The sequence below is a fragment of the Plantactinospora sp. CA-290183 genome, assembly GCF_050936375.1.
Classification (GTDB): Bacteria; Actinomycetota; Actinomycetes; order Mycobacteriales; family Micromonosporaceae; genus Plantactinospora.
In genome coordinates this window covers 431,367-450,897 of sequence record NZ_JBNJMX010000003.1, presented here as the reverse complement: position 1 = coordinate 450,897, position 19,531 = coordinate 431,367, and the positions used below count along the sequence as shown (strand labels likewise).

Annotated in this window: 20 protein-coding genes; all 20 read right to left on the bottom strand. The window is 69.6% G+C overall.

Going from position 1 to position 19,531, the window contains the following annotated elements; all coding sequences use genetic code 11:
• Nucleotides 1–199: 199 nt before the first annotated feature.
• The 20 genes from ACQEUR_RS10250 to ACQEUR_RS10155 all read right to left on the bottom strand — a co-directional run bounded on the left by ACQEUR_RS10250 (nt 200) and on the right by ACQEUR_RS10155 (nt 19,430).
• Nucleotides 200–1,162, bottom strand: coding sequence for a hypothetical protein (locus ACQEUR_RS10250; protein ID WP_433028754.1), 963 nt, complete (start codon nt 1,160–1,162; stop codon nt 200–202).
• A gap of 974 nt (nt 1,163–2,136) precedes the next feature.
• Nucleotides 2,137–2,481 carry a helix-turn-helix domain-containing protein gene (locus ACQEUR_RS10245; RefSeq protein ID WP_433028752.1) on the bottom strand — a complete coding sequence of 115 codons (345 nt, stop codon included), beginning with the start codon at nt 2,479–2,481 and terminating at the stop codon, nt 2,137–2,139.
• Entirely contained in the window at nt 2,478–3,614 is a 1,137-nt protein-coding gene (locus ACQEUR_RS10240) for a tyrosine-type recombinase/integrase (RefSeq protein ID WP_433028750.1), read from the bottom strand. The genes ACQEUR_RS10245 and ACQEUR_RS10240 overlap by 4 nt, the downstream gene beginning before the upstream one ends.
• A gap of 821 nt (nt 3,615–4,435) precedes the next feature.
• Nucleotides 4,436–5,116 (bottom strand): hypothetical protein, encoded by a 681-nt coding sequence (locus ACQEUR_RS10235; RefSeq protein WP_433028748.1) that lies wholly within the window; start codon nt 5,114–5,116, stop codon nt 4,436–4,438.
• A 306-nt stretch (nt 5,117–5,422) separates the two neighbouring features.
• A complete protein-coding gene (locus ACQEUR_RS10230; RefSeq protein ID WP_433028746.1) occupies nt 5,423–6,208 on the bottom strand; it encodes a class II glutamine amidotransferase in 786 nt (261 codons plus the stop codon).
• Nucleotides 6,196–7,254 carry a hypothetical protein gene (locus ACQEUR_RS10225; RefSeq protein ID WP_433028744.1) on the bottom strand — a complete coding sequence of 353 codons (1,059 nt, stop codon included), beginning with the start codon at nt 7,252–7,254 and terminating at the stop codon, nt 6,196–6,198. Before ACQEUR_RS10225 ends, ACQEUR_RS10230 begins: the two co-directional genes overlap by 13 nt.
• 312 nt (nt 7,255–7,566) lie before the next feature.
• Entirely contained in the window at nt 7,567–8,103 is a 537-nt protein-coding gene (locus tag ACQEUR_RS10220; protein WP_433028742.1) for a hypothetical protein, read from the bottom strand.
• Nucleotides 8,104–8,158: 55 nt separating this feature from the next.
• Nucleotides 8,159–8,965: a hypothetical protein gene (locus tag ACQEUR_RS10215; protein ID WP_433028740.1), complete on the bottom strand. Its 807-nt coding sequence runs from the start codon at nt 8,963–8,965 to the stop codon at nt 8,159–8,161.
• 104 nt (nt 8,966–9,069) lie between these two features.
• Nucleotides 9,070–10,311, bottom strand: coding sequence for a DNA-processing protein DprA (locus ACQEUR_RS10210; protein ID WP_433028738.1), 1,242 nt, complete (start codon nt 10,309–10,311; stop codon nt 9,070–9,072).
• Nucleotide 10,312: 1 nt separating this feature from the next.
• Nucleotides 10,313–11,776, bottom strand: a complete 1,464-nt coding sequence (locus ACQEUR_RS10205) for an ATP-binding protein (RefSeq protein WP_433028736.1) — start codon at nt 11,774–11,776, stop codon at nt 10,313–10,315.
• Nucleotides 11,777–11,974: 198 nt separating this feature from the next.
• A complete protein-coding gene (locus ACQEUR_RS10200; RefSeq protein WP_433028734.1) occupies nt 11,975–12,283 on the bottom strand; it encodes a hypothetical protein in 309 nt (102 codons plus the stop codon).
• Between the two features lie 203 nt (nt 12,284–12,486).
• Nucleotides 12,487–12,948, bottom strand: a complete 462-nt coding sequence (locus ACQEUR_RS10195; protein WP_433028732.1) for a hypothetical protein — start codon at nt 12,946–12,948, stop codon at nt 12,487–12,489.
• 399 nt (nt 12,949–13,347) lie between these two features.
• A complete protein-coding gene (locus ACQEUR_RS10190; RefSeq protein WP_433028730.1) occupies nt 13,348–13,908 on the bottom strand; it encodes a hypothetical protein in 561 nt (186 codons plus the stop codon).
• Between the two features lie 89 nt (nt 13,909–13,997).
• A complete protein-coding gene (locus tag ACQEUR_RS10185; protein WP_433028728.1) occupies nt 13,998–15,323 on the bottom strand; it encodes a hypothetical protein in 1,326 nt (441 codons plus the stop codon).
• 126 nt (nt 15,324–15,449) lie between these two features.
• Nucleotides 15,450–16,550 carry an ArdC-like ssDNA-binding domain-containing protein gene (locus ACQEUR_RS10180; RefSeq protein WP_433028726.1) on the bottom strand — a complete coding sequence of 367 codons (1,101 nt, stop codon included), beginning with the start codon at nt 16,548–16,550 and terminating at the stop codon, nt 15,450–15,452.
• A gap of 55 nt (nt 16,551–16,605) precedes the next feature.
• Nucleotides 16,606–17,034 (bottom strand): hypothetical protein, encoded by a 429-nt coding sequence (locus tag ACQEUR_RS10175; RefSeq protein ID WP_433028724.1) that lies wholly within the window; start codon nt 17,032–17,034, stop codon nt 16,606–16,608.
• Nucleotides 17,031–17,408, bottom strand: coding sequence for a hypothetical protein (locus tag ACQEUR_RS10170; RefSeq protein ID WP_433028722.1), 378 nt, complete (start codon nt 17,406–17,408; stop codon nt 17,031–17,033). The genes ACQEUR_RS10175 and ACQEUR_RS10170 overlap by 4 nt, the downstream gene beginning before the upstream one ends.
• Before the next feature lie 210 nt (nt 17,409–17,618).
• A complete protein-coding gene (locus ACQEUR_RS10165; protein WP_433028720.1) occupies nt 17,619–17,828 on the bottom strand; it encodes a hypothetical protein in 210 nt (69 codons plus the stop codon).
• Nucleotides 17,791–18,231, bottom strand: coding sequence for a hypothetical protein (locus ACQEUR_RS10160; RefSeq protein WP_433028718.1), 441 nt, complete (start codon nt 18,229–18,231; stop codon nt 17,791–17,793). The genes ACQEUR_RS10165 and ACQEUR_RS10160 overlap by 38 nt, the downstream gene beginning before the upstream one ends.
• Nucleotides 18,228–19,430: a GGDEF domain-containing protein gene (locus ACQEUR_RS10155; protein ID WP_433028716.1), complete on the bottom strand. Its 1,203-nt coding sequence runs from the start codon at nt 19,428–19,430 to the stop codon at nt 18,228–18,230. Before ACQEUR_RS10155 ends, ACQEUR_RS10160 begins: the two co-directional genes overlap by 4 nt.
• Nucleotides 19,431–19,531: the final 101 nt, after the last annotated feature.

The window sequence follows — 19,531 nt, the reverse complement described above, 5'->3', positions numbered from 1 at the left end:
CCTGGCACCCGGATCTAGCCGCGATCCGCGCTCATCCCTCCGTCCTCCGGTGACCCAAGGTAGTTGAATCAGGTAACCGTCCTGGTTGACGACGACATTTCTCGACGCGCCCCGACGTCGATCCGTCGGCTTGTGGATCTTTGAAGGTCACCGTGTACCTGGCTCTGCACTCCAAGCCGTACGCCGACAGATGCTCCGGCTATTGAGCGCGGAGGCCGACGTAAGTGCCGCGCGTCGCGGCGATGGCCTTGGACCACTTCGCGGCGGCACCAACCGACAAGCCGATCTGGTCGGCGAGCAGTGCTGGTGGCAGTTGGGCGGCGAGGGCCGCGAGCGCGCCGTTGCGGGCATGGAGTGCGTTCGTCAGTCCGAGCTTGGCGGCTCGGTCGCGGAGACGTTCCCCGGATAGAGGCCGGTTGCCCTGGCTGCTGGGGAACAGCCAGCGTGAGCCGGTCCTGCGGGCGTGGCCGGCAACCTCGCGGGCGAGTCCGGCGAGGGGTTCGCGGAGCCGGATGGGGGTGATGGCCAGAGTCAGGGTGGTCCGGCTGTCGGTCACGATAACGGCGTCGACGTCGAGGGCAGCCAGGCGGGTGATGCGTTGGCCGAACAGCAGGACGAGGACGGCCGCGAGGCGTGCGGGTGGATCGTCGAGCTGGTCGCGCAGGAGGCGCTGGGCCAGGGCGAGGCGTTCCTCGTCGTCCAGCATCGCGCGTTGTTCCCGGCTGATGCTGGCGGGGACGTCCAGCTCAGCGGGCACGTAGTCGTGGTCGACTGCCCATTTCACGAACGATCGCAGAGCGGGTCGATGGCTGGGCAGTTCGGTGACCCACGCGTCAAGTTGTGTCTGGGTGACGCTGGCCAGGCTGCCTGCGTCGGCAGTGACAGCGGCGGCGAACAACGTAGCGGTCCTGACCCGGACCAGGGGCCAGTGCAGGAGATCGGACCGGACTGCGGCGCCGTCGCTGACCTTGCGCTGCAGAGGACGGGTGACGGCCCACCGCACGTAGCGGCGGATGACGAGCCGGGCCGGTTCGGGCACTGCGGCCAGCAGCTCGTCGACGCGCTGGTGGTAGGCATCCAGGGTCGGTTCGCGGTCGGGTTGCCGCGCGTTGATGAGGTTGCAGGTCGGGCACCGGCCGGCGCGCAGACGTCGGGTGAACAAGCCGCAGCCGACGCACTGGTAGTGAAAACGTAGGTCGGCGCAGGGAGGGCATTGTGGCGCGTCGCCAGCCGCAGCGACGTTGGGTTGGACAGCGCGGCAGGTCGCGCAGGGCTCCGGGTTGGCGAAGGCCAGGTCAACGCACGGGCCGCAGATCGGGCCGGCGGGCCAGCGCAGTTCGGCCGTGGTCGTCGTGCCGCAGCGGGCGCACTCAAGCTGCTCACGGGCCCAGCAGCGGGTGCAGCGAGGCGGACCACTGGCCCCACCGACTTCGTGGTGGCCGACGCGGCCGCACTCCGTACAGGCAACCGGTGGCTTGCTCTTGCGGTGACAAACGGCGCACAGCGCGGTGCCGTCGTCGCGGCGGGCGACGGGCCTGCTGGTCCGGCCACAGGCCGAGCAGGGTGCGAGGTGGTTGGCTACCCAGCAGCGGTAACAGCGGCTCGTGCCGTCCTCGGCGCGAGCGACCACCACCGCCTCTGCTCCGCAGCCGCCGCATTGTTCTGGGCGTCGGCGACGCCCGGCGCAGGCGGAGCAGACGTGCCCGCCGTCGACCGACGTGTGCGGATAGCGCTGCTTGCCGCAGTCCCTGCACTGGATACGACTGCGCCGCCGGACGGCGCACCGGGAACAGACTGGTCGGCCTTCCTCGTCCGAGCCGCTAGGCTTGCGGTGGCGCCCGCACGCGGCGCAGTCGACCGCTGGTCGTGCCGCGTGCCAGCATCTCCCACAGTGCGGCGGGTCGCTGGCACGGTTGACTCTGGGCCGGACCTGGGCGCAGCCGGAACAGGTGACCTTGTTGCGTTGAGCCCAGCAGGTGCCGCACACCGGTCCGGCGTCGAGGATCTTGTGTGGCCGCTGCTGCTTGCCGCAGTCCATGCAGGTGATCCGGGGTCGGCTGCGGTCGTAGCAGTGCGAGCAGCGATTACGGGCGGCGATCCGGCAGTCCTTGCGGCCGCATTCGACGCAGGTGCCGATCATGGCCCGGGCCTGCCGAAGAACGATGGCGGCACGGCCGATGGTGGCAGCGCTGTCTCGCCGACAGCTTTCTTGCGGGCTGCGCGTTTGGCCGGGCGGGCGGGCTTGGCCGGGTCAGGTGTGGCAGCGAGGTCGGTGAGCTGGCAGTCGAGAATGTCGCAGAGCGCCAGCAGCAGTGGAATGGTGACCCGTTCCGGTGTCTCGGCGACCAGCCGGTAGACCTGCGAGCGCGACAATACGATGCCGCGGTCGGCCAGTGGATCGATGAGGTCGGAGGTGGAGAACATCCCGCGCACAGCCATGAGCTCGCGCAGCTTCCACTCGAACGCGGGCCCGCCGGTCATGAAATCGCTCCCTGCTCGCTGTCGTCGTCCCACTCCAGCCCCAGGCTCTGGTAGAGCACCCGGTCCTTGAAGTCGTCGGACAACGCGGTGTAGACGGCTGTCGTGGCCACGTGAGTGTGCCCGAGCTGGTCCTGCACCAACGCCATCGGCCACCCCATCTCGATCAACGTCGTCGCGTACGTGTGTCGCAGACAGTGCGGGTTGAGGTAATCGGGCAGCCCCGCCTCGTCCCGGATCGCGGCGAAGCGCAGGTTGATCTGCCGTGGTGTGATTCGGGCCCGCCGCTCGGTCGGCAGCAGCACCGTGCTGTCGACCTCCGGGTAGCAGGCCGCCCGCCCAGTTTCGACCCAGTGCGCAGCAGCCTCAGCCGCCCACGGGAACGCCGTCAGCACGGTGCGGCGTCGTGGCGGTCCGCCCGGGAAGCTCTTGGCGTTGCGCACGACGAGCGCGCCGTATCGGGTGAACTGCGGGCTCTTGGCGTTGCGGCGGAAGTCGCTCACGTCGAGCCCGGCCGTCTCGGTGCGCCGGGTGCCCCACGCCAGCATGATGAGGAACATCGTCGCGTCGCGGTGCGCCGACGCGGCTCCCTTGCGGTGAAACGCCGCAGCGTTACGCGCCCGCGCGTCGACCGTGCCGAAGAACTTGTCCAGCTCGGCCCGGGTCAGCGGCCGATTGCCGTCCGGGCGGCCCTCGTAGTCGCCCTTGTGCCGGATCAGGTTCAGCTCGTGCGTCACCCGCGCCGGCGTGGCGTCGAAGAACCGCTGGCAAACCGTGCCCCACTCGTAGCGCGGATCGGCGACGAACCCGGTGAACGCGACGATGGCGTTCTGGTAACCGCGCATGGTCGCCTTCGTACGACCAGCCCGCAGATGAGCGGCGGTCCAGGCATCGAAGTGCGCGGGCGTCCATTCCCACGGCCACGCACCGGAAGCAGCCCGAAGTTGACGCACCAGCCGCTCCCGACCACGCCGGGTGTCCGTGGCGAGCCCGCGCGCCGCCTGCTGGCGATCGAAGCCCTCCAACATTGCGTCGAACACCGCCTGCGGCAAGTCCATGTGCACAACGGATGAGTCCATAAACGCCGCAGCGCCGAGGTTCGGCCCGGACGCGCGCTGCGCCCGAGCGACGGTCAACGGCGACGCTCCTCGTACCATGACACGCATCGTTGTCGCATCTGATGCAACAAGCAAGTGTGATCGACGGTTTCGGGCTTCTGTGATCTACTTGCGACGACTTACGCGCCGGACCTGTGCGGCGCGGTCGAGTTGTTGCACGAGGTGCAACAACGCCTAGTTTCCGCGTTTGCCGGAACGGGATCCAATAGGACAAGTCTCGACAGGTCGAGGCTCTCATCGTACGGGACCAGCGCGGGAAATGGGCCGGTAAGCACTTTCTGTTGCATGGGTATTCCGAGAACGAGCACACCGACCAATTGCCCCCAGGGAAGCCATGACGCAGAGGGGATGGCGGTGTATTCGTCGAGCGGCCATCGATCGATAAGACCGTACCGCAGTTTCGCGGCCGGCCAACTGAAACTGTAGTGGTGGGCCTCTACAAATTCTCGCGCCGGTCTTTCGGCCAGCGGAATGACGATGTAACGGTTCGGGTCGAAACCGCCCTCGCTGGTGTGCCGCCAGCTGTGCTGGTGCTCCCGCCACCGTTGCGACCAGCCGCCGCCGTTAGCGTCGGGCGTGTCTGCGTGGCTGGTGACGGTTCGCGGGATCGCTCGCGAGGGCGTGGACGTGACAGGTGTTGCCATTCATCGCGTCTCCTTGCGCGTACGCAAGAGGCACTGCCCACGGCCAGGGCCCACCGCCCCGACGCGGGCAGCGGACCCTGGTGGGTGCGTGCCCCGTTTGCGGGGTGGGCGTGGTTGCGGCCTTCCGGGCCCGCGCGGGTGCGGTCGGGAGGTGGGATGAGCGGGATGTCAGACCGGGGCCGGCTCCGGCAACACCTAGCCCTGGTCAGTCGTTGTGGCGCGTCGGCCGTGGCGTGGCCGGGGCGGAGTGTCGCTGTCACGCGCGGTGGTTGTCTGGTCCGGGCCGCTGTCCGCTTGCTTCCGGTGCAGCGTGCTGAGGACGGCCGGGTGGACGCGATGCGGAAGCAGCCGGGCGCAGCACGCTCTGATCTCGTCCGGTGTTCCGCCGGTGAGCAGGGTCATCCTGATGCGGGCGCGCATGAGTTTCGCCGAGAACTCTTCGGCGCGGCGGCGGAGGGTGGCGTCCAGGTCGCGGGTTGCGAAGAGGAACGGCATCGTGTGCAGCATCGCCGACGTGGGGAGGTATCGACCGCGCGGCCCTCCGGTCGGTGGCAGGACGTAGGCGGCGGGGTCGGTGGCCTCGTCGATGGTCAGGTCGCGGGTGATGGTCCGGGTACCGCCTTCGAGTGCTGTGAGCACGGCGAGGCGCCGGTGCCCATCGAGGACTCGCCACCGTTCGCCGGCGCTCGGGCTGGCGGCCCAGAGGAGCAGCGTTCCGGTAGGCCAGCAGGCCTCCAGCGAGGACAGGAACAGCGTCTGCTTTTGGGTGGTCCAGTCCGGGCCGCCGGGCGGTCCGACGGGCCGCAGTGCCTGGTCACGCAGGGGTCCCAGCAGGGTGGTCAGATCCCACGACAGGTTGGTGCAGGTGATCGTCATTGCTACCTCGTTTTCGTTTGTCAGCAGGCAGGGCGGAGCCGGCTCCGTGGGTGGGTCCGGCCCGTATCGAGTAGGGCAGTGAGTCCGCGCCGCAGCTGCGGACCCCGGCCGCCTTGTGCGGTCTCGGGGTCCGCGGCGAAATCGGTAGGTGAGCGGGATGTCCGGCCGGTGCCGAACGTCGGCAGCGCCTAGCCTCGGGGCGTTGTATGCGGCGCGTCAGCCGGACGTCGATGTGGTGAATCTGCTGGTCGGCGGGTCGTGCGGTGGTACAGCGCCGTGTTCACACCGCGGTCGGCGTCAGCCGGCCTACCGCCCCCAGCTGTCGCCGCTTAGCCGCGAGTCCAGAGCCGCCGGGGTGTAGCAGAAGCAATCCTGGGGCAGTTCGCCGCAGTCGAAGCACCAGCCGCAGTACCAGCAGGCGCCGTCGTCAAGGTCGACCAGTGCGTTGCACTGCATACAGCGGTCGAGGTCGGCGACTGCTCGTCCCCACAGCGGCCAGTCCCACCGGCTGTTCGCCCAACGCGGGTCGAGCGGCAGGTAGCTGTCGTTGGAGTACCAGATGCCGCCGTCCCAGATCCCCGAGTCCTCGTTGAGGATGTACGCGCGCTTTTTGAACCGGCGGTTGACGGTGAGGATCACCATCTTGTTGTGCGGGGTCATCCACCGCTCGAACAGCAGCCGGTTGCGCCGCAGGTGCAGGGATCCGATCTGCCGGGGCAGGAAGTCCTCGGCGGTGATCCGCGTATCCGAGCGGCTGTCGCCCATGGCCGGTTGAACGTTGTGGGGCAGCACGCCGTTGTGCGCCAGCACGGTGCGCCGGTCACCCCCGACCTGGAACGGGTGGCAGTTGTCGACGTTGGTGCGCCCTGCGGTGGTGATCCGCGAGTGGAACAGGGCGGGACCGTCGGGATGCTCCTGACGCGCAGCGGCGAAGGCGTCGACCATCGCCTCACCGTCCATGCCGTGCCGGACCAGGATCTGGTTTTCGGCGACGATGGCGAAGCCGTGACCGTCGCCGTTGGTATACGTGCCGTTGATCAGGGCGGACGTTTCCGGTAGCACTCCGGCGGGGAAGAAGGTCAGCAGACACATGCCAGCGCCTCCAACTGCGCGGTCAGCGGCGCGTAGACGGGCCGGGCGGCGAGCCAGTCCACGAACGATGACCAGGCCCAGCCGCCGTCACGGGCGATTTCGTGGAACGTCAGGTCCCGGGTGTACTCGACCGACGCGGCGGCGAACCCGAGCGCGGCCTTCACCTCCCCCGGGTCGAGGGAACTGGCGAAGATCCGCAGTTCGAAGGTGTCCTCGTTACCGGTGTTGATCGCCCGGTAGCGGGCGTAGCCGCGGGTGCCCTTCGCGTAGTCCACGACCGCCCGCCGGTCGTCGTCGGTGAACGCCGCCCACTGCGGTGACTTGCGCCGCGCCAGCGTGATGACCTGCTGCTGGTTGCGGTAGATGAACTTCATCCACCGGTACACGTGCGACGGTGAGACGAACGCGTCCCGCGAGACGTGCACGTGCAGGCCGGTCCGTCTGGTGGCCGCGCAACCGGCAGCGCGCAACTGGTCGAGGAACTGCCAGGGGCAGTTGTCCAACGCCCACTGGTAGGACATGGGGTGGGTGACGACTTCGAAACCGCTATTGCCGATCGAGCTGTCGTTCTTCAGATAGCCGATATCGCCGAGCCGATCGTGGACAAGCTGCGCGCACGCCTGGTCGCGGTTGTACGGGGTTTCGACCTCGATTTCCAGGCCGAGATACAACGGCCCCGCGCCGTAGAAGATCGGGTAGGGCTTGTAGTCGTAGCTGTGGACGAGGACGTCGTCATCGTCATCGCTTTGGTCACAGTCGTTGCCGCAGTCGGAACCGTCTCGGTTCCAGCCGTCACACTCGCCGCACTGCCAGTAGTACTCGTCGAGGCAATCCTCGCAGATGGTAGAGCCGCGGACGGTCTCGGTAGTTTCGCTGTCGAGTACGACGCTGTCGCAGCGGTCGCAGGTGGTGCAGTCGTCGCAGGGCGACCCGTCGATGGTCGGGTCACCGCAGCCATCGCAGGTTGGCGTGCTCGGCGGCGCGCAGGTGTCACATCCGATGCATTCATCGAGAGTGTGGTTTGCCCCGCTGATCGTGGTTGGCATAATGGCACCTCCTTGAAGACGTCACGGAGGTGCGGACCCGTCCCTTTTCCGCACCTCCGTCAGCCGAATAGGCAAAGAAATGAGGAAGCGGAACGGGACAGGTCGAGTACTCGCGGCGGACGGCTTTCAGCCGGACATCACGAGCCGTGCAATGAGCGCCGATTCGACAATCACGCGGTAATTGCGGATGAATCAGCCGTGCGTTCGCAGCGGCATATGCGCCCGAACCGGAGGGCGGCATGCCCGCCAGGGCTGTTCCGCCGCGGGCGGCTTAGGCCGCGAAGTTGTGCGGGTGGACAGCGAAGCGGGTTGCTACCGCAATCGCGGGTGGTCGCGCCACCGACGGCGTGCTTCGAGGTCGTGGATTTCGCCGCGCAGCAGCCCGACCGCGTCTTCAATGGCGGCGTCGACGGTGTGGAACGACGCGGCGCGGGCGCCGCCGTCGGCGAAGGACGGGAAACCTACTCCGGTGACGCGGTTGTGGACCGTCACGGTCCGCTCGAAGCGTCCGGTGGGCGGCTGGAGGTAGCTGGTCGCGTCGATGACCCCGTCCGGCGCGTCGATCGCGATGGCGTAAAGCGCACCACGCATCGCCTGGTGTGTGCGGGCTGACCAGCCCTCGGGTAGCAGCTCGTGGACTCGGGCCAGGTGTTCGTCGACCAGCCGGATCGACGCGGCGATGGCCTGTTCGGTTTCGGCGGCGCGCTGGCGGTACTCGCGTTCTGCGTAGCTGACCCACTGTCCGCTGGGCTCGTGCAGGACGAGCCAGATTCCGCAGGGGTCGCACCACGGTCGGCCGTTGCGGCTGCCGCCTGGGTTGGTGCACGTCGCGCACACGATGGTGGTCATGCTCTTCTCCGTGGGCGGAGTCGTCCAGCGGCGGCGCCGGTGCCGGCTCGTGCGGTCATCGCGGCTGCTCCGGCTCTCGGGACAGTTCCTGCCGCTCGCCGTGTCGGCTCCTGGGTGGGGGTGGGATTCGGTTTGCCGGGTCGGCGAGGTGGGCGGGAGCGGTCCGCAGGGCGGGCAACCGGTCGTGGAGCCACTCGGCGATGAGGTTCTGGACCTCGCGGATGAGTTCCGATCCCGGATCCGGTGTCGCTGTGCCGAGTTCCGGATAGCGTGCGGCGACGGCCCAGACCATGGCCCCGGCGGCTGCCGGCGCAGCGGCGGCCAGCCGGGCGCGCCGTGTCTCGACCTCGTCGATGGTGGCGACGATCAGGGCGGCGACCTCGGCTGTGGTTGTGTGCTCCGGAACGGAGACGCTCCAGCCGTGCCCGTCGTCGTCCGGCCCGATGGTGAACTCGCTGGTGTCGGCGAACGGCTTTCGGTGGTTCGGCGCCTCGAACCAGCCCGGTCCCGCGGCAACGGCTTGTTGCGTGTCGCCGTTGCGGTCGGTGTGTGTGGTGCCGGCGTAGATGGTGGCGGTGTTGCCGCCGGTGTGGTCAATCTTGGCGGGGTGACCGCGCCGGGTTACTTCGGCGATCACCGCGTCCATGTCGATGCGGTGGGGCTGGCGGCCGTGGTTGAAGGCGTCGCGCAGGTCGTCGAGCTGATCGATGTCGACCTGCTTGGGCAGGTCGAGGGTGCGGTGGCTGCGTGCCCACGTCCATAGTTCGTGGTCGGTGGGCAGCGGGGTGTCGTTGCGGCGGCTGGCTTCGCCCCACGCCTTCGTGAGCTCGAGAAGATTCAGCCAGTCCTTAGTTGTGTCCACTTCACTCCCTTGTGGAGTTGTTCGGTGTGGTTGGTCAATGGCGGGCGCCGGTGCGGACCCGGGCGGGTTCGCAGCCCAGCGATGCGGCCGGCCGGAAGGGGTAGCTAGGTGGCCTGGTCCTGCGTCGGCGGTTCGGCGAAGTTCCAGCTCCAGCCGTCGAGGCGGTAGTAGCCGTCGGCATCGGCGGCGATGATGTCGGCCGATTCGTCGGGCGTGCCGGCCCGGCGGGTTTGATGGACGGCGCCGTCGATCAGGCGGATGCGGGTGGTCTCGGCGGCTTCGCCGACCCGGGCGGCGAGGCGGTCGCAGTCGGCCGCGATCCGGGCGATCGTGTCGGCGTCGAACCGGGCGATCGCCCATCCCTGCGGGCTGAGCAGGTCGGCGACGAGCGCCGGGTAGGGGCCGCCGACGCCGGGCAGCGCCACCCAGCCCGGTCCCCAGCGGGCCACCAGCTCTTCAGCGCGGGCAGAGTGGTGTCCCGGGCCGTCGGTGAGGTTCGCATCGATGTCAGCGGCGTCGCGGACCAGCCGGACGCGCGGATTGTCGCGCATTGCCTGGTGGCAGCCGGCGGACTGGACGGAGGTGACCGGACCGGGTACGGCCATCGCGGGCCGGCCCAGGGTGAGCGCGTGCGAAAGGACGCCCCGCGCGTCGCTGACCAGGGCGGCCTCGACGAGAACCGTGGCGCGGGTCAGGGCGGCAAGCCAGGTCCGGTTGACCGCGAAGTGGTGGCGCTGAGGTGTCCTGCCCGGCGGCCAGGCGCTGATGAGGTCGAGCCGTTCGAACAGCGCCTGATGGCCGGCGGGGTACGGGCGGTCGAGCCCGCAGGCGGGCATCGCCACCGCTGGGTGTCCGCCGGTGAGTGCGCCGCGCAGCGCTGCGGCGTCGATGCCATACCCGCCGGCGTTGAGGACGGTCCAACCCCGGTCGGCGAGCCCGTGGCCGAGGTTTTCTGCGACGTGCTGGCCGTAGGGGGTGGCTGCGCGGGCCCCGACGACGGCTATCGCACGGTCGAGCAGGTGGGGCAGTGGCCGCGCGGACCGTACCCACAGGCACAGCGGCGGGGCGGGCAGCTCCGGGGCACCGGCGGGGCGTCGGGCCGGGGTGAGGTCGTCCAGGACGCTCGGCCATTCCGGGTCCTGCGGCGTGACGATCCGGGTGCTGATCCGTTCGGTGTCGGCGATGATGCGCGCGGCGAGCTGCGGCGCGTCGAGGTAGTCGCGCAGCCGGCGCAGGATGGCTTGTGGCCCCTCGTTCTGGACCAGGGCGTGGATGTCGGGGTCTCCGGGCTTCGTCAGGGAGGCGAGGACAGCTCGGGCGGTCGTGGGGTTGTCGATGGAGGTCATGTCAGATTCCGTCTCCGGTGTGAAGGGTGATGGCCTCGGCGACGTGGGCGGTGTCGGGCAGTGCCCGGCCGGCGAGGTCGGCGAGGGTCCAGGCGAGGCGCAGCACCTGCACGCCGCCCGGGTAGGAAAGGCCACCGGCGTCGATGGCGGCGTTCAGCGGGGCCAGCGCCCGTGCGGCCGAGCGGCCCAGCGGCTGCACCAGGTCCCCTTGCCGCGCCTGGGCGTTGGTTGGGTACCGGCCGGCCCACCTGGTCGCGGCGGTTGCCCGCGCCTGCGCGACCCGGGCGGCCACGGTCGCGGTCGCCTCGCCGGGTGACGCGTCCGCTCGGGGTGCCGGTAGCGGCGGCAGGACCGTACGGATCGCGACCCGGTCGAGCAGGGGACGCAGCCGCCGCAGGTAGCGGGCCCGCCGTGCCGGTGAGCAGCCGCACCGCCCGTCGGTGTCGAAGCAGGGGCAAGGGCGGGCGGCCAGCACCAATTGCGGGTGCGCGGGGTACTCGACCACTCGGGTTCCGTCGGGCAGCTGCACCCGCCCGGTGTCCAGGGGCCGGCACAGAACCTCGATAGCCCGGGTGCTGAACTCGGCGGCATCCGCGAGAAACAGCACGCCCGCGTGGGCCAGGCTGACCGCGCCCGGACGGCGTGAGCCGCCGAGCAGCGCCGGAATCCAGGTGGTGTGGTGCGGAGCCTGCCATGGCGGCCGATGTAAAACGGTCACCGGTTCGGGCACGAGCCCCGCCCGCCGGTACAGGTCGGCGACCCGCTGACCGGTCTGCTCGTCGAGGTCTGGCAGCAGGCCGGGCAGCCGCTCGGCGAGCATCGTGGCCCCCGCCGTCGCCGAGCCGACCAGCGCCAGGCGGTGCCCACCGGCGGCGGCGATCTCCAGGACCCGCCGCCCGTGCCGGTGCTCGGCCGGCAGGTCCGCGAGGTCCCCGACCGGTACCCCCGGCGTCGGCCACCGCGTGCCGTCACCGGCGGCCACCTTCAGAAGGTCGACCAGCTCGCGCAGGTGGTGCGCGGCCCAGACGGTCACGCCGGGCACCGACGCGGCCAGCTCGCGGCTGCCCGCCGATACCACCGCGCGGCCAAACCCGGCCCGGACCGCGACGGTCAGCCGCTCGGCGAGTGCCCGCGGTGTGCGCAGACTGCCGTCCAGGCCCAGTTCAGCCAGGAACACGGTGTTGTCGAGGACCGGGGTGGGTGCCTGCTCGGTGGCGATCAGCAGAGCGACCGCCAACGCGAGGTCGACACCGCTGTCGGCCGCCTGCAATGGGGCCGGGGACACCTCCAGCGCGACCGTCTGGCTCGGCCAGCGGAAGCCGGCGTTGACGACGGCAGCGCGGACGCGGTCCCGGGTGTGGATCGCGCTGTCGCCGAACAGGCCGCTCAGGACGACCGTCGGCTCTCCCGTGGTCAGGGTGGCGCGAACGCGGATCATGTGGGCCGTGGCGACGGTGGCGGCCACCGTAGGCACTGTGGTCCCGGAAGGAATCGTTTCGGTCATTGCATTCGTCCTTTCTTCGGTAATGGCGGCCAATTCGCCGGCCGCGGGGCAAGGTGCAGGGCAGGCGCGGGGCCGCTCGCCCAGGTGACCGGGTCCCGGCCAGAGCGCGGGCCGAGAGCTCCGGCAGGGAGTCCGGCGGATGGCTGGCGGGCGAACGGGTTACTGGCCGAGGTCGTTGTCTCGCCGCCGGCGGGCCATGTGTCTGCCGACCTGCTTCACGAGCGCGAACGACCGGTCGTGTTCCTGGTCCCACACCTGCCGGTCCGACAGACCGGAGGTGAGCTCACGCGTCGCCTCGATCCGCCACTGCCGCAGCAGCGCCACACGGAAGGCGACAACGTTCGGCTCGGCCTCGTCCTCGGCGACACGGGCCGTCCGGGCCTCGCCGTGCACGGCGTACTCGGCGGCACGCTTGCCCAGCAGGTAGGTCCGCGCGCTGACCCGGCGCCACGCAGGCTCGTTAGCCACGTCCGGATCGGTCAGGATCCTGGTCACATCGGCCCGCCACGCCGGCAGGTGCGCGGTCACGTAGTCCCAGAAGCGTCCCCGCTGCTGATCCGCCTCGCTTGCCTCAGCGTCTGCCCCCGTCGGCCGTCGGTGTGGCTGGTCGTGCGGGCCGATCGTCGCGGGCGCTGGCGATCTCGCCGTGCTCGGCGTCGCGTCGGCGGTGCTCATGCTCGCCAGGCCTGGCGCACCTTGTGGCGCAGCCACGCCTCGTTCTCATCGATCGCGGAGCCCGCCAGTGCCTCGTAGTACGCACTGCTGTCGCTCATTTCCACCGGGGGAAGACCGGCGCGGGCCCACATGCGGACGTAGAGACCGACGGCGCTCGTGGTCAGCGGCGCCCGCAGGCTGGTCTTGCACAAGGCGATGCAGCATTCGGCTGCCGTTCCGGGCCGGGTGTCCTCGCCGGCTGCCACCCGGTCCAGCACCTCTCGGCAGTGCGCCCGGTACACCGACGCGGTGCTCATCAGGCCGTGAGTGGGGGTGAGCAGCCGGGAGCTCTTGCAGATCCGGTCGGCGCCGTCGGGGTGCCGGCGCTGCGCCGCCATGATCTCCTGTCTCGCCCAGGTGTTGGTGGTGAAGATTGAATCCACCAGATCTTGAAGGTTGTTGAAGTCGGATAGGGACACGGTTTTCCTCCTTCGGTTGTGGTCGATTGGGTCGGCGATGCCGAGAGACGACGAACGGGCCGGACCCCAGGCGCGGTCCGGCCCATTCAGATCGAGAGGCGATCGCCGTGGCTCGACGGCTGGGCGAGACGTTCACGCCCAGCGGTGCCGTGGTCAGGGCACCCGGCGCTCGGGATTGGGCGGGCGCGGTTGCTCGGACTGCGACTGGTCAGCGCCCAGCGCTGCGGTAGGGCACAGCCGGCGCTCGACCGCCCGGAATTGCCACTCCACGTGCGGGTGGATGTTGCCGAACTCGGGCGGGTTCCGAACTGTCCCTCCTGACTCAAATGCGAAACGCCACCCGGGCGGGTGGCGTCAGGTGCCGTGCGGTCAGGCCGCCACGGGCAGCGGCGGTGCGGGTTACAGGTTTCTGACGGCCGTGACGAGCCGACTCAGCGCGTGAGGGACGGCGCCGAGTTCGGGGGCGACCCTGTCGTGGATCGTCGCCCGCCGCCGATCCTCGCCCCGAATACGATCCACCTGGTAGTAGCGGCCGTCGGTGTCGACGGCGCAGACGAGGCGTACCTCGGCTGTCGCCTTTGCCGGCTCCCGGTTGATATCGCCATGGACGTAGCCGGGATACGGGATGTACTGGAATCCTTCGAACACCAGCCCAATCCCGACGAATGTCCGCTCGCCGCTGTGGAGCCAGTCCTTGATGGGCGATGCGGCCTCGGGCATGGTGACGAAGTCGACGAGCAGGTTCAGCACGCCGGCAATCCCGGAGCTTGGAGCGGGGTCCAGGTTGAGCGTGAACGGCATCGCCGCGACGTCGATCAGGTGCACCGGCAGGTCTTCGGCGAGTTGCCGGTGGAACAGCGCCAGCAACACGGGTGGGGCGTCCCACCCGTGGGTCTGGGCTTTGTCTTCGATACCGGCGACGACCTCGCGCAGGGCAAGGCGGATGTGCGGGGACAGCATGGGAATGATGCTCCTTCCGATTCAGGGCCGTGCAGGATCCGCGTAGAAGGTGTGGGCGCTGATCCGACGGTGGTTGATGTAGGACGGCCTTACGGCCGGTGGATGAGAAAGCAGTCGGCCGCGGCGGGGTCGTCGTGCCGGTAGTCGGCGATGCGGCTGTCGTAGTGGGCCGGCTGGCCGCAGTGTCCGCAGCGCATGGGAATCGGCCCGTCCAGCTCACGCCCGTCCGGCCCTTGCCCCGTGGTGTGGTCGTGGCCGGCGAACGTGCAGGTGCCGTACGTGCACATGGGCCGTCCGGGCGCCTGCAGCCGGCGAGTGATGTCCCGCTTGATCTGACCGATCGCGTCCTCGCCGAAGCGGACATCGTCCGTGCGGGGGGCTATCGATTCGAGGTAGGCGTCGAGGTCGACGTACCGGACCACGTCACATACGCTCCCGATCCCGGGCGGCAGCGTGTGCGCCGCGATGTGCCGGTCGATCCACCGCATCGCCAGGCCGGCAGGGTCGACCTGGCCGGAATCGGACGCCGGCGCGACCGGTTGAGCGCCACCGTCCAGGTGGCCGGGCGGCACGGTGCCCTCCGGCCTACCATTCGCGCTCGGCAGTGGCTCCTGCAGCGTCCATCGCCACCAGTGGGCGCCGACGGTGAAGTAGCCGTCGGCGTCGCGATCGACGCGGTCCTCCTCGAAGTGATGGCATCCGAACTCGCCCGGGTCGTATCTCTGCCGATAGACGCACAGCTCCTGGTCCGTGTGGGTCAAAGTCGGGTAGTCCCCGGGGGTGTCGCTGTCGTTCAGGTCGGTGAGGATGGCGCGCATGCGACGAACCTGCGGTAGCGGGAACCGCGCCAGGACAGCGCCAAGGGTGGAGTGGTACCCGTCCGCGATGAGCGCCTCGAAGGAGGCGCCGTCGACCGCCTCGCAGGTGACGGTCGCCGGGATCCAGATGGCGTCCGGCGGAACGACGTCCGCTCTGCTCCGCGAGACCAGATACCGGCTGCTCGTCTCCTCGCTGGCGGGATCGGGGTCGAGTCCGAACCAGTTCAGCTCGTGCCGGGCGGCGTAGCGCAGCAGGTCGAGCAGTGTGCGGCGACCCTTGAGGTAGCGACCTGTCTTCAGTGGCAGGATCCCGTGTGTCTCGGCGACCTGCGCGGGATTGCCTCTCGCGCCGGTACGGATGTGTATCCAGGTCTCTGCGCGGGCGTGATGGACGGTGCCGTCGCGGTCGTACCAGTCCGGGATTCCGTTGGAGAACAGTAGGTCGCCGTCGGGCCGGCTGACCCAGATCAGGGCCGGGGCGTCGCCCCACCAGTCGACGTTTCGTTGGAGGTCGTACGTACGGTGTCGCCGTGTGGCGACGGCATGCTCGGCCAGTGGCAGGACGTCGGTGACCCGCCACCAGAGTCTTCTGGTCACGCTATCTACTCCCTTTGGGTTAAGGCCCACGAGTCGGGACACGGTGAGGAACCCGGGTCCGGGCGCCGCAGCCTGGCTGCGCGGCCGGGCGGGCGGCGGTGCGAGGCGCGATCGGCACAGCGCCTGCTACGCGGGCTGCGATCCGACGTCGAGCCCGGTCTCGGCGACGGCACTGCTGTCGGCGTCGGCCGGGGTGAGGTCGAACAGGATCTTCTTGGACACCCGCAGGATGGTTTCCGCGCACTCGCGGATCAGGTTGAGATCACCGTTGGCCCAGCCGAGCACGTACGCGTCGGAGTAGACATGTGTGTCCAGTCCGAGTGCCTTACACACGAGGTGCGCGACGCTCTCGGCCTCGGTCTCTTTGCGTCCACGGTGCAGGTCCTCGCCGAGACGTGTGCCGGCGGTGTGCTCGCAGCGGATGTGCGCGAGTTCGTGCGCGGTGGTCTTGACCCGCTGCGCCGGGTCGACGTCCTCGCGGACCTGCACGAGCCGGGTGGTGGGTCCGGTGACGGTGACCCCGTTTGCGGTGCCGAGATAGCCGCTGCGCGCTGGCGCCAGCTCGAACGCGTAGCCTTCGTCCTTGATCAGCTTGACCAGGTCGTCGTAGGCGCCGGTCGGGTCGTCCCCGGTCAGCAACCGCGGCAGCTGACCGCCGGCCACCTTCATCCGGCGCACGCGCTGGACGGTCGGCGGCTCGAACGGCTCACCGTCGGTCTGGGACAACTCAAACACGCTGATCAGTTGGAAGCCGACGACCTGGACTGCGGGGCGGCCTTTGTCGTCCCGCTTGACCGTCCGGCCGGCTGCCTCCCACTCCTGGGCCTGCTCTTCGGTCGGCCGGCGCCGCACCGGCGCCCACACCTTGAACGCCTGCTCGTCAAGGCGGACCTGGCGCCCGCGCGCCCGCCACCCAGACGTGCCGGCCCGGTTGCCGTACGACAGGAAGTAGCGCGGCTCGATGCCACGCTCGTGTGCCTGCACCATGAGCAGGATCTGGTTGGTCAGGGTGTACCGGGCTCCGAAGACGGCCGCCCGCTCCACGAACTCGATCCACTGCTGCGGGTCGGCCGCGAGCCGCGCCAGCCGGTCATCGAAGTCCGCTTTGATCTTGGCGAGGAGTTCGGTGTGCTCCTCGGTCTCCTTCTTGGCCATCGTGGCCTCCTGTCCCCGCCTCCTGGCGGCGGGCAGGCTGGGACCGCGCAGCCCCAGCCTGCCCGCAGGCATGAGGTGAGGCTGCGCTGTTGGCGACGATCCACGCGGATCGAGGCAGCGCCGAGGGTCAGTCAGGCCGTTCGCGCAAGACGTCGAGCAGCGGCTCCCCCGTCAGCGCGGGATCATCAAGCCAGCCGCTGGCGACGAAGGCGTGAGCGGTGCTGGTCACCTGGAACATTCCGCGCGGGTCTCGGTCCAGCCAGTGCAGCCGGACCAGACGGCGCAGGGCCGACTTCACCGACCCGGCCGACATGCTGGTCAGGTCGACCAGGTCCCCGGGATGGCAGCCCGAGTACACGCCGCCCGATGCGGCGACCCAATCGGCATGCTGATGAACAGCGGCGAACACCAGCCGCTGAGCCGGTGTCAGATCCTCCGGGTGCAGGCCCCGGCCCGCGCGTCCACCAGACAACACCCACCAGCCGTAGGCGGTATAGGTACATATCCGGCTGATCGGACCGGCCAGCGCTCGCAGCCGCAGCGCACGGCTGATCACCGGCCGTCTCGATCCGAAACTGATCGCTGCCGGGCGATGCTCGGGCGGTACCGCGCGTCGAGCACTGCCCGACCGCGCACACCGATCGAGGCACTACGGTGTTCCCGCAACGCCAGGACAGCGTCCAGCTCGCCGCCGGCCGATCCTTCCAAGTCAGCCAGCGTGACCCGGTCGGCGCCGTCGTCGGCCGCGACCGCGTTGAGAAGCTCGCCGCGTGGGATGGTCGCCCTGAACTGTTCGGTGACCTCCCACACCACCTCGACACCGTCGTCGGCAGCTGCGGATTTGAGGCGACGGCGTAGCGGCCAGAGCGTGACGGCGCAGGATGCGACCGCCAGGCTGGACCAGCCACGCGGTCGGATGGATCGCAGCAATGCCGTAGGCGATATCAATGAGTTCTCCTAACGTCGAGCGGTCCCGCCGGTGAGGGCAGGACGGGATGGAACGAGCGCGGGGAATGGGTCGGCGGACAGCCGCAATCGACCGGCCGGAGCAGTGCTCGCCCTGCGGGCGAACTGCTCAGCCAGCCCCGGTCGCGACTGGCGCGGGATCGTGGCCGCCCGCCGACCCGACATCAGCGGTGCCTACTCTTCGTCGTCTCGCCTCTGCGTAAGGCAGTCCTCCGCGGCCAGGTCCTGCGCCTCATCGACGCCGGTGGACTCGACGCTGATAGCCCACAGGCCGACGTCGAACGCGGAGTCGTCCCCGCCATGAACCTCGTGCTCCCCGACGATGACCCCGACCGACACCGGCTGCTCATCGGGCCACACGCCAAGCACGGTGTAGAGCGTCACGAATCCACCCCCCTGTCTGGGAGGGATCGGTGCCGGCAAGTTGGACCTCCACGAGATCGAACTCATGCAGCGCAAGGACCACGGACCGGAACGTGCCGCCCTGATCGATCTCATCGGCGGCAACCCGCAGCGGCCGGAAACAACTCGGCAGCAGGTTCAGGATGGCGTCGTCCTCGCCGTCCAGATCGTCAAGGTCGTAGACCATGCGCCAATCCGCACCCGCGACGTCTGCAACGGACCGGTGCTGCCAGGCCCACCGGGCACGTTGACCGTGCCGGGCGGCGGTCAGGTGAACGGGTAGGTAAAGCCTGGTGGGCAGCCGGATGACATCGTCCTGACGCAGGTCGACCACGCGGCGAAGCCCGATGACCACGACAGCGGGGGCCGGCTGTGGCTGGATCATGGCTGGCTCCCCTGCGGGTCAAGAGTCGCGCTGATCCGTCCGGCGAGGTCCGCGTACTTGGCCACCTCCCCCTGGGCCAGTGCCCGGATGCGGTCGATCCCGCCGCCGGTAGGTGCGACGTCGATCATTTGGTCCACCGGGGCCGGCTCGCGGGATTCGACGGGCGCGGGTTCGATAGTGGCCGCCCACCGCTCGTGGGCGATCCACAGGGCGTTGACGATCGTCTCCGCGTCGGCCGTCGAACAGACGAGCCGGACTAGCGCGGCGGATCCGTCGGCAGAAACGAGGATGTCCCGGCCAGGCTTGAGGTCGCGGCGGCGTACCTGCACGCGGGTGCCGTCTGCCCGTGGTGCGCCGTCGCGGTCCGGGTCGTAGACGAGGGTCTGATTGCCGGCCCGCTTCGCGGTATACATGGCCGCGTCTGCCTGGGCGAGGGCGTGCCGAGGGTTGGTGCCGTTGCTGGCGGCGACGCCGACGCTGGCACGCGGCGACGTCCAGCGTTCATCACGGATCGGTTCGGCGAAGGCGGCCCGGATCGCGTCGGCGAGTTCCCCCGAATCGGTGTCGGGTGCCAGGATCACGAATTCGTCGCCGCCGGTACGGGCGATGAGCGCATCGGCGGTGACGGCTCTGGCGGCGGTGGTAAGGCGGTCCGCGATCGCGATGAGGTACAGGTCGCCGGCCGGGTGCCCGCCGTCATCGTTGACCTTGTTGAGGCCGTCGGCGTCGGCCAGGGCGATCGCCAAGGGTTGTCCCTGCGCGGCGGCAGCGGTGATGGCGTTCTCGGCGACGGTGCGGGTGGGAAGGCCAGTAAGCGGATCGGTCAGGGCCGCCGTGAGTTCCCGCCGGAGGTCGTTCTCCCGGACGTCGGCCTCCGCGAGTTTGTTGCGCAACTCCTCTGCGGTCGTCATGACGTGCCGGCGCCGGTGGGCTAGCAGTACAACCGCGCCGGTGCACAACAGGGCCCACACTTGCAAGGCGATGATGGCGACTGCGGCTACATATGCGCGGTCCCCGGGCAGGGCCAGGGCGTAGATCGGGCCAACGACGATAGCGCTGCTGATGGCGTCGAACACGACGGTTTTGATCCGGTCGGATTGGCGGCCGGGTGGCCGAGGGGTGAACATGAAGTGCTCCTTCGATGCAAGGAGCACCGGGGGCGGGCCGCTGTCGAAGGCGAGGCCCGCCCCCGGGCCCACGACTGAGGCAGCCCAGCCGGGTGGCGGAGCTGCCGGGGTGGTTCCGGATTTGATGCGGGCCGTGCCTTGGCGGCCGAGCGCGCGAGCGGTGCGGCCAGACG

Excerpts from the sequence above, each read along its gene's own strand:
- ACQEUR_RS10245 (WP_433028752.1), bottom strand. The coding sequence starts at position 2,481 with ATGACCGGCGGGCCCGCGTTCGAGTGGAAGCTGCGCGAGCTCATGGCT.
- ACQEUR_RS10235 (WP_433028748.1), bottom strand. The coding sequence starts at position 5,116 with ATGACGATCACCTGCACCAACCTGTCGTGGGATCTGACCACCCTGCTG.
- ACQEUR_RS10230 (WP_433028746.1), bottom strand. The coding sequence starts at position 6,208 with ATGTGTCTGCTGACCTTCTTCCCCGCCGGAGTGCTACCGGAAACGTCC.
- ACQEUR_RS10225 (WP_433028744.1), bottom strand. The coding sequence starts at position 7,254 with ATGCCAACCACGATCAGCGGGGCAAACCACACTCTCGATGAATGCATC.
- ACQEUR_RS10220 (WP_433028742.1), bottom strand. The coding sequence starts at position 8,103 with ATGACCACCATCGTGTGCGCGACGTGCACCAACCCAGGCGGCAGCCGC.
- ACQEUR_RS10210 (WP_433028738.1), bottom strand. The coding sequence starts at position 10,311 with ATGACCTCCATCGACAACCCCACGACCGCCCGAGCTGTCCTCGCCTCC.
- ACQEUR_RS10190 (WP_433028730.1), bottom strand. The coding sequence starts at position 13,908 with ATGCTGTCCCCGCACATCCGCCTTGCCCTGCGCGAGGTCGTCGCCGGT.
- ACQEUR_RS10180 (WP_433028726.1), bottom strand. The coding sequence starts at position 16,550 with ATGCCTGCGGGCAGGCTGGGGCTGCGCGGTCCCAGCCTGCCCGCCGCC.
- ACQEUR_RS10160 (WP_433028718.1), bottom strand. The coding sequence starts at position 18,231 with ATGATCCAGCCACAGCCGGCCCCCGCTGTCGTGGTCATCGGGCTTCGC.